This is a genomic window from Flavobacterium araucananum, assembly GCF_002222055.1.
GTDB classification, from domain to species: Bacteria; Bacteroidota; Bacteroidia; order Flavobacteriales; family Flavobacteriaceae; genus Flavobacterium; species Flavobacterium araucananum.
In genome coordinates this window covers 1-14,100 of record NZ_MUGS01000068.1, presented here as the reverse complement: position 1 = coordinate 14,100, position 14,100 = coordinate 1, and the positions used below count along the sequence as shown (strand labels likewise).

The 14,100-nt window shown below is 33.3% G+C and carries 9 protein-coding genes; 6 read left to right on the top strand and 3 right to left on the bottom strand.

The window, feature by feature from the left end; translation table 11 throughout:
• Nucleotides 1-73 precede the first annotated feature (73 nt).
• The 4 genes from gldF to B0A64_RS22705 all read left to right on the top strand — a co-directional run bounded on the left by gldF (nt 74) and on the right by B0A64_RS22705 (nt 4,591).
• The gene (gene gldF / locus B0A64_RS22720; protein WP_089481756.1) at nt 74-799 is read left to right on the top strand and encodes a gliding motility-associated ABC transporter permease subunit GldF; all 726 of its coding nucleotides are present in this window, start codon (nt 74-76) and stop codon (nt 797-799) included.
• Complete coding sequence (gene gldG / locus B0A64_RS22715; protein WP_089481755.1) at nt 799-2,484, top strand: gliding motility-associated ABC transporter substrate-binding protein GldG; 1,686 nt, start codon at nt 799-801, stop codon at nt 2,482-2,484. The genes gldF and gldG overlap by 1 nt, the downstream gene beginning before the upstream one ends.
• A 107-nt stretch (nt 2,485-2,591) precedes the next feature.
• Complete coding sequence (dnaN, locus tag B0A64_RS22710; protein WP_089481754.1) at nt 2,592-3,710, top strand: DNA polymerase III subunit beta; 1,119 nt, start codon at nt 2,592-2,594, stop codon at nt 3,708-3,710.
• 251 nt (nt 3,711-3,961) lie between these two features.
• The gene (locus tag B0A64_RS22705; protein ID WP_089481753.1) at nt 3,962-4,591 is read left to right on the top strand and encodes a DsbA family oxidoreductase; all 630 of its coding nucleotides are present in this window, start codon (nt 3,962-3,964) and stop codon (nt 4,589-4,591) included.
• Nucleotides 4,592-4,845: 254 nt separating this feature from the next.
• Here the strand turns inward: B0A64_RS22705 and B0A64_RS22700 are convergent, their stop codons facing one another.
• Nucleotides 4,846-6,618 (bottom strand): MutS-related protein, encoded by a 1,773-nt coding sequence (locus B0A64_RS22700; protein ID WP_089481752.1) that lies wholly within the window; start codon nt 6,616-6,618, stop codon nt 4,846-4,848.
• Between the two features lie 65 nt (nt 6,619-6,683).
• A complete protein-coding gene (locus B0A64_RS22695) occupies nt 6,684-7,517 on the bottom strand; it encodes a universal stress protein (RefSeq protein ID WP_089481751.1) in 834 nt (277 codons plus the stop codon).
• Between the two features lie 183 nt (nt 7,518-7,700).
• Here B0A64_RS22695 and mnmE point away from each other — a divergent pair, with 183 nt between their 5' ends.
• Nucleotides 7,701-9,101, top strand: coding sequence for a tRNA uridine-5-carboxymethylaminomethyl(34) synthesis GTPase MnmE (mnmE, locus tag B0A64_RS22690; RefSeq protein ID WP_089481750.1), 1,401 nt, complete (start codon nt 7,701-7,703; stop codon nt 9,099-9,101).
• Nucleotides 9,102-9,196: 95 nt separating this feature from the next.
• Here the strand turns inward: mnmE and B0A64_RS22685 are convergent, their stop codons facing one another.
• Entirely contained in the window at nt 9,197-9,655 is a 459-nt protein-coding gene (locus B0A64_RS22685; protein WP_089481749.1) for an RNA methyltransferase, read from the bottom strand.
• Nucleotides 9,656-10,061: 406 nt separating this feature from the next.
• Between B0A64_RS22685 and B0A64_RS22680 the strand changes: the two genes are divergently transcribed.
• On the top strand, nt 10,062-13,376 hold the full coding sequence (locus B0A64_RS22680) for a TonB-dependent receptor (RefSeq protein WP_089481748.1): 3,315 nt from the start codon (nt 10,062-10,064) through the stop codon (nt 13,374-13,376).
• Nucleotides 13,377-14,100 lie beyond the last annotated feature (724 nt).

Genomic DNA, 14,100 nt, shown 5'->3' with positions numbered 1-14,100 from the left:
TTTAATAAAACACAAAGTTCGCAATGTACAGCGAACCTTAAAACAGAAACAAAAAAACGAATAAACGTTACACATGAAATCAATCATTTTACGAGAAATAAAATCCTTTTTTGGCTCTCCTATTGGCTATTTGGTCATTGCTATTTTCTTAATTAGCAACGGACTATTTTTATGGGTTTTTAAATCAGATTATAACATATTGGACTCAGGATATGCAGATCTTACTCCTTTTTTTACGCTGGCACCCTGGATTTTAATTTTCCTGATACCTGCCGTAACGATGAGAAGTTTCTCTGATGAAAAAAAACAAGGTACTCTTGAATTGCTTTTAACCAAACCCTTATCGATTTGGGAAATTGTAAACGGAAAATTTCTAGGCTCGCTTCTATTAATTGTTTTGGCAATTATCCCCACTTTTATCTATGTAAAAGTAATTTCCAACCTGGGTTCTCCTGAAGGAAATATAGATATGGGAAGCACCATTGGTTCTTATTTTGGATTATTGTTTTTAATTGCCGCTTATTCGGCTATTGGTATTTTTACTTCTACCCTGTCCGAAAATCAAATTGTTGCTTTTATAATTGCTGTTTTTTTATGTTTTGTCTTTTATTTCGGTTTCGAAGGATTGGCTACATTAGTTCCGGGACAATCGACTATTATTTCGGCATTTGGTATGCAGGATCATTTTAAGAGTATGAGTCGGGGCGTTATCGATACCCGCGATGTTATTTATTTTTTAAGCATCACGGCATTATTTCTGTCTTTTACAGTTTATCAATTAAAATCTTTTAAAGCGTAATGAAAGTATCTACTCAACAAAATATCAAAACGTTAGGTATTACCGTTTTCGTTTTAATCGTTTTAAATGTATTGGGAAGTTTGTTTTTCCACCGCTTTGATTTGACCAAAGACAAACGATATACTTTATCTGAAACCTCTTTGCAAATTGTAAAACAGGTTAAAAACCCGTTATCGATCAAAATTTATATGCAAGGCGATTTGCCCGCAGATTTTAGACGTTTACAACAAGAAACCAAACAATTACTGGAAGAGTTTCAGGCTTACAACAGCAACATTGTTTTTGAGTTTGTAAATCCGTTAGAAAACGGAGAAGAAAACATGGATGTTGTAAAATCTTTGTACCAAAAAGGTCTTACGCCAATAAACATTACCGTCGACGATAAAGGAAAACAATCACAGGCAATGGTTTTTCCGTGGGCAATTGCAGTTTACAACAATAAAGAAGTCAATATTCCTTTGTTGAAAAACATAATGGGAGCTTCGACTACACAAAAAGTAATTGGATCGATTCAGCATCTGGAATATTCTATTGCTGATGCCATAAATAAAATTAGTAAAGACAGACAAAAGAAAGTTGCAATTATAAAAGGGAATGGGGAATTAAACGAAATTCACATCGCTAAATTATTGAGACAAATTCGCGAAAGTTATTACATAGGACCTTTTACATTAGATTCTGTAGCCAAAAATCCAAACGGAACTTTAGATGCTTTAAAAAAATATGATTTAGCCATTATTTCAAAACCAACCGAAACTTTTTCTGATGAAGAAAAACAAGTTCTGGATCAGTTTATTATGAACGGAGGAAAAACTTTATGGCTAATCGATCAGGTTGCGGCAGATATGGACAGTTTATACAATCAATCCGGAGCAACTTTAGCATATCCAAGAGATTTGAATTTAAACGATATGTTCTTTAAATACGGATTCAGAATTAATCCTGACCTGGTAAAAGACGAACAGGGAAGTCCAATAAAATTAGCTACCGGCGAACAAGGAAGCGCTACACAATATCAGGATTTTGTATGGAAATATGCTCCACAAGTTTATCCAACAAGTCAGCATCCAATTGTAAAAAACCTGGGCGGAATCAAATTTGATTTTGCAGGTCCAATTGATACTTTAAAGAACGGAATTAAAAAAACTGTTTTGTTGCAATCTTCCCAATATTCAAAAACCATTGGAGCACCTGTAGAAATTAATTTAAATATTGTAACCGAGAAATCTTCGCCACAGGATTATTTGAATAAAGGAAACATACCCCTTTCCGTTTTACTCGAAGGTTCTTTCCATTCGGCTTTTGAGAATCGTGTATTGCCTTTCAAAGAAAGTTCATTTCTTACAAAAGGAAAACCAAACAAAATGATTGTGATTTCAGATGGCGATTTGGCCAGAAATCAATTGGATAAAAACATGATGCCGGTTGAGTTAGGGTATGACCAACGCACTGGAAACCTGTACGACAATAAAGATTTTATGATGAATTGTATCAATTATTTACTAGATGATACCGGACTTATTAACATTAGAAGTAAAGATGTCAATTTGCCGTTATTAGACAAGGAGAAAGTTTACGAAAATTATAGTCTGACACAATTCATAACTATCGGACTTCCAATTCTAATTTTATTGGTTTTTGGATTAGCATTTACCTATATCCGAAAAAGAAAATACAGCAAATAGATGTTGATAAAAAATTTGCGAAACTAAGATTGTTTACGATATATTTGTAAAATCTATCTTAGTGGAAGAAATACTAAGAAAAAGATCAAAAAAATAAAACAAAAGAGATGAAATTTATAGTATCGAGTTCGTACTTATTAAAACAATTACAAGTTTTAGGTAGTGTAATCAACAGTAACAATACGTTGCCTATTTTAGATAACTTTTTATTTGAACTAGACAATAATGAGTTGACGGTTTCGGCTTCGGATCTTGAAACTACAATGTCTGCTACATTATCAATCGATTCTACAAGCAGAGGAAGCGTGGCTGTGCCGGCAAAACTTTTGCTTGAAATTTTAAAAACGTTTCCAGAACAACCTTTAACTTTTACGGTTGAAGAAAACAATACGGTAGAAATTAGCTCAAACTCCGGTAAATATGCTTTGGCGTATGCTGCGGGAGAAGAATTTCCTAAATCTGTAAGTCTTGAAGATCCTTCTGTAACACTTGTTCCTGCTGATGTTTTGGCTACTGCTGTAAGCAAAACTATCTTTGCTGCCGGAAACGATGATTTACGTCCGGTGATGTCAGGAGTATTCTTTCAGTTCTCTCCGGAAGGATTAACTTTTGTTGCTACAGATGCTCATAAATTAGTAAAATATGCCCGTACAGATGTAAAAGCATCTCAGGTTGCTGATTTTATTATGCCAAAGAAACCTTTAAATATTTTGAAAAGTATTTTAGGAAGCTCTGATGCTGAAGTAAAAATTGAATACAACGATTCGAATGCGACTTTCTCATTTGACAATTATATTTTAATGTGTCGTTTGATCGACGGAAAATACCCTAATTACGAAGCGGTAATTCCAAAAGAAAATCCAAATAAATTAATGATTGACCGTTCTTTATTTTTAAGTTCTGTTAAGCGTGTGGCAATTTTCTCCAATAAAACAACACACCAAATCCGTTTAAAAATTGCCGGAGCCGAATTAAATGTATCTGCAGAAGATATCGATTACTCGAACAAAGCAGAAGAAAGATTGACTTGTGATTATCAAGGAGATGATCTTCAAATTGGTTTTAACTCTCGTTTTTTAACAGAGATGTTGACCAACTTACAATCAGATATGATTATGTTAGAAATGTCATTGCCCAACAGAGCAGGAATTCTAACACCTGTTGACGGTTTAGAAGAAGGAGAAACGGTTACCATGTTGGTAATGCCCGTGATGTTAAATAGTTAACATCAAAACTTCTTTTTGTTACAGGGATCTTTTTTAATTTCGAATTAAAGACATATCATTGTAAAAAAAAATATCGCTATTAACCAACCATTTTTTATACCTAGAAACCGCAATTCTCGAAAAAGAATTGCGGTTTTTTATTTTGAGTATTTTTTTGTTTCAAACTTGTATAAACGCTGCGTGAACTTTATGGTTCGTTTTACACAAACGTGAAACCTGAAACTTGAAACATTTTTTTTTAACTTTGTACTATGAAAATAGAAATTTGGTCGGACATCATGTGTCCGTTTTGTTATATCGGAAAAAGACAACTGGAAACAGCTTTAGCTGAATTTCCAGAAAGTGAATTTGAAATTGAGTGGAAGAGTTTTCAGCTTGATCCTACTATTACGCCACAATCCGGCAAAGATGTTTATACATTTCTAGCCGAACGAAAGGGTATTTCGGTTGAGCAATCAATAGAAATGCATAAAGGTGTCGTAGAACGCGCAAAAAGCGTTGGTTTAGAATATCATTTTGATAAAGCTATTATCTCAAACTCCTTAACCGCTCATCGCATTATACAGTTGGCTAAAACTAAAAACTTAGGTGATGCAATGGAAGAAATTTTCTTTAAGGCTTATTTTACCGAAGGAAGAGATTTAAACGACACGCAAACTTTAATAGAATTGGCAACTAAAGCAGGTTTAGATTCAAATGAGGTAAATGAAGTTATCGAAAACGGAAATCTTTACTTAAAGGATGTTGAAAGCGATATTACCGAAGCACAGGAAATTGGCGTACAAGGTGTTCCGTTTTTTGTTTTTGATCGAAAATATGCAGTTTCCGGAGCGCAGCCAGTCGAGGCTTTTGTACAGACTATTAAAGAAGGGTTGAAGTAAGATTATAGAGTATAGAGTAAAGATCATAGAGCCAAGATTTTAGAATCAAGATGCTTTTCTTTGTGGTTACGTTGTGCTCTTCGACTTCGCTCAGAGTGACAAGCAATAAATGTTATACCGAGCGAAGTCGAGGCAGTCAAAGTGAATTAAGCCTAATTTAACTCAATCTTAAAGACAATCAAGATAATCTTGCATCTAAAATCTTTACTCTATAATCTCTACTCTATACTCTTTACTCTTTACTCTTTACTCTTTTAAATAACTCCCATTTTCTGCATTAAAAAAGTAGCACTTTTATTTTGGCAGATTCCGTTGCGGAGTTTGTAATCAAAATGAAGTTCATTATTTTGAATTTCTACTTCAAAACATTGATTGGTCAAAGTATCCGGATATTCGTTTGTTGTTAAGCAAACTTCTATATCATGTGTGGCGATTGCACCAATGGCTTTTTTAGCAATGATCTTTTTAACTACTTCAATTGTCCCGTTTCGTTTGTCATCAGAATTGGTTCCTCTTAAAATTTCATCTAACAACACAAAAGCTGGACGTTCTTCCAACGCATCCATAATTTGTTTTAGACGTTTAATTTCGGCAAAAAAGTACGACTCACTATCTGCCAAAGAATCAGACAATCGCATTGAAACTAAAACCGGAAGCGGGTGAATGTTTGCTTTTGATGCACATACTACGGAGCCTGTTCCTGCCAAAACCATATTGATTCCTAAACTTCTTAAAAAAGTACTTTTGCCTGACATATTTGAACCCGTCAAAATCATAAATGATTCCGGATAAAAATGAGTGTCATTCCCTACTCTTGTGGCTGGATTAAGCAAAGGATGACTTAAATCTGAAAAACCAATTTTATAATCCGAATTGATTTCAGGAAAAACAAAATCCGGATTATTGTAAGCTAAATTTGCCAGACTGTTTAAGGCTTCAAATTCACCAATAACAGCAATCCATTTTTCCAGTTCAGCCGAGTAGTTCTCTTTCCATTTTAAAAGAGCTTTTAAAACATGAAGATTAAACAAAAATGTACCGTTAAATAAAATTGCGGTCACAAGATTATTTATCGTATCCATTCTTGAAAACAACTCCGACAAATCTTTTAAATGTTTACTTGCTGTTGCATTTCTAAAAATCAATTGTTTTTGTAAATCAATTAATTTCTTTGATTCAAAAGTTTCAGATTCAATTTTCTGAACCAATAAACTATATTGTTTAATTATTTTATCAATGTTATCTGCTTTTGCGATTTCAGATTGGATTCTCTTAAAAGATTTTCCTAATACGATCAGATTAGCAATAAAAACATACGTTAGATACGACAGCAAAATTGTTTTTGAAGTAATAAAATAAGCTGCTAAAAGTCCTAAAAACAATGTTGGAATAATAATTGAAAGTGCAACTAAAAATTTAGGTAATGTGTTATTTTTAAACCCGTTCCAATAAAGCAACGAATCATACGAAGTTTTAGAATCATTACTAATCATTGCCAAAGCCAGGAAATCCTGACGCCAGTCGATTTTAGTTTTAAGCTCATTAATTGCGTCTTGATTTTCGAGAATGGTTTCATTAGAGGACAAGTTCAATAACTGATTTGCTAATGTTTTTTTTCCTACAAATGTTGCAGTTCTATTGATATTCTGAAATAAAGAATGTTCTCCAAAAACATCTAAATCATAAGCATAAGGATGATGAAAATCATTGAATTCAATTCCGTTTTCAAAAGGAGTTTTCTCTCTTTTTAAATAAGTAATTTCATTACGATTGAGTTTTAAAATTGCTGTTGTAAGTTCTTTTTGAAAAGACAATCCTGAATGAATTCGCATTAAAAAAATAAAACCAACAAAAGACAGAAAAGCAAAAGTTGCGTAAAGAATTTCATTTGTTTTTAGGTAATAAAACAGTAAAAACAAACAAAGAAAAACACTTAAAAGACGCAAAATACTTACGCTATTGTATCTCTTATTGATTTTACTAAAAACTGTAGTATAGTGCGCAACTTTATCCTGATATGCTTCCATCTTTTTAATTTAATGAAATACAAATATAGGTTTTACACCTACAATTTTACTATCATAGGATAATTTTAGGTTTCATGCATTATTAAAACCGGAATAGAAACTTCTTTTGTTATTTTTTTTGAAAAACTAGACTCGAAAAGGCTTTCAAAGAAAGATCTTTTATGGGTTATTGTCGTTATGATATCAACATCTTTATAAAGGATAAAATCCAGTATAGTTTCTTTTACTTCGTCACTTGGCAACACTAGAAACTCTACATTTTCATTTGCAAATTCTTTTTCCCATTCTTTTATAGTTGTATCAGAAACATCTGAACCTGAAGTTCTAACATACAAACTTTTTACTTTCGCATTTGTTTTTTTAGCAATCTCCAATACTTTTCTCAGCTCAATTTTATCTTTTTCACGATAGCGGGTTGTAAAACCTATTATTTTTATTTTCTTGTATTTTGTGTCGGCAGGAATACATAAAACCGGAACTTTAATCTCAGAAATTACAGCATTGGTATTCGACCCCAGAAAAAATTTGGTCCAGTCTGAAACTCCGGAAGTTCCCATAATAACAAAATCGGCTTTGTCTTCTTCGACAGCATTTTTTAAATTAAAAATCAAATCACCATCCATCAAACGATGCTTTATTACTATATCTTCTAAATTTCGTTCCATTGCAATGGTTCTTAATTTTGGGATTTCATCTTTAAACATTTCAAATTTTGCTAATTCTATAGAGCTGTAAATTGCAGCATAATTTTCCGGAAAAAACTGACTATCGTAAACTGGGATTTCAAAGGTGTGCAATAAAATAAGTTCAGCATTTACAATTTTAGCAAATTCTAAAGCATGTACAAATGCATTTGTAGCAGAGTCGGAAAAATCTGTGGGGAATATTATTTTTTTCATTTTGATTCGTATTTAGAAGTTGTTCTCTCAAATTTAGTCATTCTAAAATCAAAATACTCTGACAATTATCAGTATTTTAACATTTGATATTGACTCCATAAATCAATTTTAAGTCCTTACAGAACATATCTTCAAGGTATATGGAAGAACAAAACTTTGGGGCTTTTTTTATACCTTTGCACCATGATAAATCAAGATTCTATAGTTGCATTAGCCACTCCGTCAGGAGCAGGAGCTATTGCTATAATTCGAATTTCAGGTTCTGAAGCTATTACCATTGGAAATTCTGTTTTTAAATCGATAAAAAACAAAGACTTAACCAAGCAAAAAACACATACTTTGCATTTGGGTCATATTGTCGACGATTCGAAAACACTTGATGAAGTTTTGGTTTCTGTTTTCAAAGGGCCAAATTCTTATACAGGCGAAAATACGATCGAAATCTCCTGCCACGGATCTACTTACATTCAGCAACAAATTATTCAGTTGTTATTAAGAAAAGGTTGCCGTATGGCAGATGCGGGTGAATTTACCTTAAGAGCATTCCTAAACGGAAAACTTGATTTATCGCAGGCAGAAGCTGTTGCCGACTTAATTTCGTCAGACAATGAAGCATCGCACCAAATTGCGATGCAGCAAATGCGTGGTGGTTTTAGTAATGAAATAGCAAAATTGCGCGAGGAACTTCTGAACTTCGCTTCTTTAATCGAATTAGAATTGGATTTTGCAGAGGAAGATGTCGAATTTGCTGATCGTACTCAATTTCATGAATTATTAAACCGAATTGAATTTGTTTTAAAACGTTTGATTGATTCATTTGCTGTTGGAAATGTTATTAAAAACGGTATTCCGGTTGCAATTGTCGGGGAACCAAACGTAGGAAAATCGACTTTATTAAATGCTTTATTAAACGAAGAACGTGCAATCGTTTCAGACATTGCAGGAACTACGAGAGATACTATTGAAGATGAACTGGTGATTGGAGGAATTGGTTTTAGATTCATCGATACCGCAGGAATTCGCGAGACCAAAGATGTTGTAGAAAGCATTGGAATCAAGAAAACATTCGAAAAAATAGAACAGGCACAGCTCGTTATCTACCTCATGGATAGTTTAAAGTTTCAGGTATCAAGTGCTTCGTTCCTTGTTGAAATTGAGAAAATAAAAAACAAATATCCTTTAAAAGAAATTTTAATTGTTTGTAATAAAATAGATCAACTTAGCCAGGACCAACTTCAAACGACACGTCAGGAACTTGAAACTTTAAACCTGAAACAAATTTTTCTAAGTGCCAAAGAGAATATCGGGGTTGAAGAATTAAAGCATCAATTGCTTTCATTTGTTAATACCGGTGCTTTGCGTAATAATGAAACTATCGTAACAAACACGAGACATTACGATTCCTTACTAAAAGCTTTAGATGAAATACAAAAGGTGAAATTTGGTCTCGAAACTGATCTTTCAAGTGATTTAATTGCGCTTGATATTCGCGAAGCTTTATACCAATTTGGTCTTATTACGGGACAAGTTTCCAATGACGAGTTGTTGGGGAATATTTTTGCTAACTTTTGTATCGGGAAGTAGAGTGTCGCCATTATTGTCTTGTAATCATTTGACGATTTGTATCAAAAACTCCGAAGTCATTAGAGGCATCGGAGATCAATTAATTCGTCTCTTTATTAAGAACGTTTTTTAGGTAAGTTTCTGTCGTACATAATAATACTTCCTGCTACGGCTACATTTAAACTTTTTTCTGATTTAAATTTTACTAAATGATGGCATTTATCCATTACTTTTCTGGATAAGCCATGATCTTCTGCTCCTAATAAATAAACACAACGTCTTGGATGTTCGAAGGTCTCTAAATCTGAAGCCTTTTCATCTAATTCAACACCAACCAATCTTGCTCCTTTAGGTAGGTTATCAAAAAAAGCGTCAAAAGTATCATAATGAAAATAAGGAATTGCTTTTACTGCATCATGAGTATCACAAGCTTGCTTGGCATATCGATTTCCTATTGTAAATATAAAAGTGGCGCCTAAGTTTTGAGCAGTACGCCACAAAACACCTAAATTTTCCGGAGTTTTACCATTTTGTATTCCTATCCCAAAATACTCATTTATAAAATTATCATTCATAAAAGCAAAAGTACAAACTGTAAGCAGATAAATCAATTCTTTACAACTAATTATGATTTGGACAAATTACTTAGCTTGTATTTGGCTTATTGCATAATTTCTATAAAAAAACGGAGGGTAATACCTGTACTGGATTCTTTTATATTTTGCAATTATCTCACAAATGACAATACTCTTCTAACGCTATTACAAAGACATGAAATAATACAGTAAGTACTTTCATAATTTTTGATTACGGGCATTATTTTGTTTTTTAAACCCTTCTAATTAAACAACTTATCTTTTAAAGAATATTCCTAAAAAAAACGAACAAATACGTAACAAATACAGTTTGTTAATATTCTGTTAACACTGCGGCGGTTAATTGTTATAATTTTGCCAAAAATTAAACTATATAACATTAAAAATGAAAAAGATTATTTTTATTTTGATTATTCTTCTATCAGCCTTAGGCCATGCTCAAGTTACGAGTTCAGCCATGTCAGGGACTGTTAGATCAAACAAAGGAGAAGCTCTCCCGGGGGCAACAGTAGAAATTGTTCATAAACCGACCGGAACAAAATACTTCTCTACAACAGATTTTGACGGTGGATATGCTGTACAAGGATTAAGACCAGGAGGCCCTTATACTGTTAAGGTAACTTACATTGGTTTTAAAACAACTGAAATCACTGATATTAATGTTGGGTTAGGTAATAATCTAACTGTAAACGTTAAGATCGATGACGAACAAAATGCTCTTCAGGAAGTTGTAGTATCAACAAAATCAAAAGGAAATTTTAACAAAGGAAGAACTGGTGCATCGCAACAGTTTTCTAACAGAGAAATTGCAGCAGTTCCGGTTTTAGGAGCTCGTTCTATAAACTCTGTTACAAAATATAATGCCAATGCCGGAGCAAACGGAACTTTTGGTGGTCAGGATTCAAGACTAAACAACTTTACAATTGACGGTTCTGTATTCAACAACGGATTTGGACTTGGGTCAGATTCACAAGCTGGAGGTAGAACTGGTTCTACTGCAATTTCATTAGATGCAATTGAGCAGTTACAAGTAAACATTGCTCCTTATGATATCCGTCAATCCGGATTCTTAGGTTCAGGTATTAATGCCGTAACAAGAAGTGGAACAAACGAAATCGAAGGATCTGTTTATACTTCTACAAGAAGTAATAAAAAAGATTTTATTGGTACTCATGCTGGAGATGTAACGATTAAACCAGGTAGATTTGAAGAAAAAATATTGGGAGCTCGTATTGGAGCACCAATTATCAAAGATAAATTATTCTTCTTCGGAAATTTTGAAACTATTGATAATACAAGCCCTGCTACAAATTTTACCTCTACAGGTTCTCCAAATCCAAGTGGTCAGGTTTCTCTGCCAACTTATACTGAAATGCAAACTCTTTCAAACTTCATGAAAGACAAATTTGGATACACTACAGGTCCATGGGAAAATTACGATTCTTCAAAAGAATCAAAAAAATTCTTAACCAGACTTGACTGGAATATCAATGACAATCATAAACTTACTGCTCGTTACGTATTTCATAATTCATCTTCTGATCAGTTGACTTCTAATTCAAACTCATTAGGGTTTGGTAACAGAACTAATAGCGGATTAGCAATGTCTTTTCAAAATAGTGGCTATACAATTTTAGATAATACAAGATCAATCGTATTAGAATTGAACAGTAAATTGAGCAACTCCTGGTACAATAACTTCATTGGAGGTTATGACAAACAAATTGAAGACAGAGGTTTAATTGGTGGTGGTTTATTCCCAACAATTGATATTAAGCAAGGTGCTGCTACTTATATTTCTGTTGGTTTAGATCCTTTTACTCAAGGAAACAAACTTTCATACTCAACACTACACTTCACAGACAATTTGACTAAAACTATCGGAAAACACTCTTTAGTATTTGGTGCGAATTTTGAATATTTCAAATCAAGTAACTTATTCTTCTCAGGATCAAACGGAGTTTACGTTTTTAACTCTTTAGCTGATTTTTATGCTGCTGCAAATGATTCTGCAGGAAAGAACGGCGCTCCGTCAAGTGTAACTCTTACCAATCCAAGTAAATTTCAATACAAATATTCTGCTTTACCAGGTGGTGCAGATCCAATGCAAATATTAAAATCTAACAAATTAGATATTTATGCTCAGGACGAAATGAAATTAAGCGACAGATTTAAATTAACAGTTGGTTTAAGAGCTTCAAGAATTTGGTATGCTGATACGGCATTAGAAAACCCTACAGTTACTGCTATGACTTTTGCTAATGGCGAAAAATTCAACACTGGTACAATGCCAGATCCAGCTATCTTATTTGAACCTAGAGTTGGTTTCAATCTTGACTTAAACGGAAACTCTTCAACAATAATCCGTGGAGGTTCAGGAGTATTTACAGGTAGATCTCCAGGAGTATATTTATCAAATCAAATTGGAAATAACGGTGTTCTTACAGGTGTTGTAGATGTTAGTGCTGCTGATTTGGTTGCGGGAGGATATGGTTTTACACCAAGACCAGCTGATTATTTTACTCCGGCTAAACCTACAGCTCCATCAACTTTTGACTTGTCATTTAATAAGAAAAATTTCAAATCTCCTCAGGTTTGGAAAACTACAATGGCAGTTGATCAAAAACTTCCTTTTGGATTTACAGGTACAGTTGAAGGAATTCTTCAAAAGAATATCAATGCAATCACTTATTACAATGCTAACTTTGATGCTCCCGTTGGAACATTCAGTGGTACTGACAACAGACCTAGATATTCACGTAATGACGCTGGAACTCGTGTAAATGATAACGTTTCAAACGGTATCGTTTTAGCGAACACTGATAAAGGATATTTTTATTCTACAACATTCAAAATAGAATACCCTTACCAAAGAGGACTTTGGGGATCATTTGCCTACACACATTCTAATGCTACAGACTTAATGTCTCCGGGATCAGTAGCTTCTGGTTCATGGACAAGCGGAAGATCTGTAAACGGAAATAACAATCTGGATGTTACTAATTCAAACAACAATACACCAAATCGTTTGGTTGGTGTTATTGGATACAGAATCGAATATGGTAAAGGTCTTGGAGGTGCAACTTCTATAAACTTAGGGTATATCGGAGAACAGGCTAACCCGTTTTCTTATAGCTATAGTGGCGATATGAATGGAGACAGAGTTAGTGGTAATGATTTAATTTATGTACCACAAAATGCGTCTGAACTTCGTTTTGCTCCTCTTTTGATTACAAGTACCGTAGCTGGTGTTACAACTTCAAGAACTTACACAGAAGCTGAACAAAGAACTGCATTTGATGCTTATATAGATCAGGATAAATACCTTCGTACAAGAAGAGGTCAATATGCTCAAAGAAATGAGTCTGTTTTACCAATGCTACACAGATTAGATTTATCTATTTCTCAAGATATATACATCAAAATAGCAGGTAAAAAGAATAGTTTTCAATTTAGAGCTGACATCTTGAACTTTACAAACATGATAAACAAAGATTGGGGACTTTCGCAAAGAGCAACCAATCCAAATGTATTGGCATTTTCTTCAGCAACAACTGGTAACGTGCCTATTTATACTCTTGCTACACAAACTGACCCTAACGGAAACAGATATTTAATTAAAAATACTTACCAAAAAAATTCAGGAACAACAGATGTTTGGCAAGCACAATTTACACTTAGATATATATTTGGTAATTAATTCCCTTATTATAATCTAAAATAAGAACTATAATAAATATGAAAACGGCATTGACTAAAAAGTCAATGCCGTTTTTTTTATACAAACAATTAGCCACTCCTTCGCATAAAATCTAAAGATTAGATAATTATGTAAAAACATGCTATTTTAAAGAGTTATAGGCCCAAAATAAGACAAGACTAAATACCAATATCAAATTAATATTATATGCGTTTATACGGCGGCGAATCGGGCTGTGCACTAAACCTTTTGTAAAAGGTATTTTTATATGCTTTGTCAAGAAAGTTTTGGCAACGCAAAATGATATCGTTTCCCTCCCTGACACAATTTACATTAGATATAAATCTTATTTTTCATAAGAAATACCAAATCCAAATTTACAAAGCATTTATAAGTAGTATTACAAACTTTCACAACTTTAGAGATTACACTTATTAAAGTGATCTTCTGTTGGTTTCTGTTACTGTAAATTGGGCTTTGCACTAACTCTTTTGTGACAAAAAACATTAATAGCTTCACGAGGAAGTTTTAAGGTACCGAAAAAGGATATTGCCCCCATCCCTAACGCAATTTTCCTTTATAGTAAATCTTATACTTCACAACAAACCTTAAAATACTAAAAATCAGTCTTTTTAAAGTTTACAGTTTTAAAGATCTAAATTATTTCAAAAGCTTTTGTATCCTTATGGCTCAAGCAGTAAAGTAAAAAACTGTTAAAAACAAA

What these genes read in the sequence shown, in the direction of transcription:
- gldF (WP_089481756.1), top strand. Translation starts at nt 74, where the DNA reads ATGAAATCAATCATTTTACGAGAAATAAAATCCTTTTTTGGCTCTCCT.
- gldG (WP_089481755.1), top strand. Translation starts at nt 799, where the DNA reads ATGAAAGTATCTACTCAACAAAATATCAAAACGTTAGGTATTACCGTT.
- dnaN (WP_089481754.1), top strand. Translation starts at nt 2,592, where the DNA reads ATGAAATTTATAGTATCGAGTTCGTACTTATTAAAACAATTACAAGTT.
- B0A64_RS22705 (WP_089481753.1), top strand. Translation starts at nt 3,962, where the DNA reads ATGAAAATAGAAATTTGGTCGGACATCATGTGTCCGTTTTGTTATATC.
- B0A64_RS22700 (WP_089481752.1), bottom strand. Translation starts at nt 6,618, where the DNA reads ATGGAAGCATATCAGGATAAAGTTGCGCACTATACTACAGTTTTTAGT.
- B0A64_RS22695 (WP_089481751.1), bottom strand. Translation starts at nt 7,517, where the DNA reads ATGAAAAAAATAATATTCCCCACAGATTTTTCCGACTCTGCTACAAAT.
- mnmE (WP_089481750.1), top strand. Translation starts at nt 7,701, where the DNA reads ATGATAAATCAAGATTCTATAGTTGCATTAGCCACTCCGTCAGGAGCA.
- B0A64_RS22685 (WP_089481749.1), bottom strand. Translation starts at nt 9,655, where the DNA reads ATGAATGATAATTTTATAAATGAGTATTTTGGGATAGGAATACAAAAT.
- B0A64_RS22680 (WP_089481748.1), top strand. Translation starts at nt 10,062, where the DNA reads ATGAAAAAGATTATTTTTATTTTGATTATTCTTCTATCAGCCTTAGGC.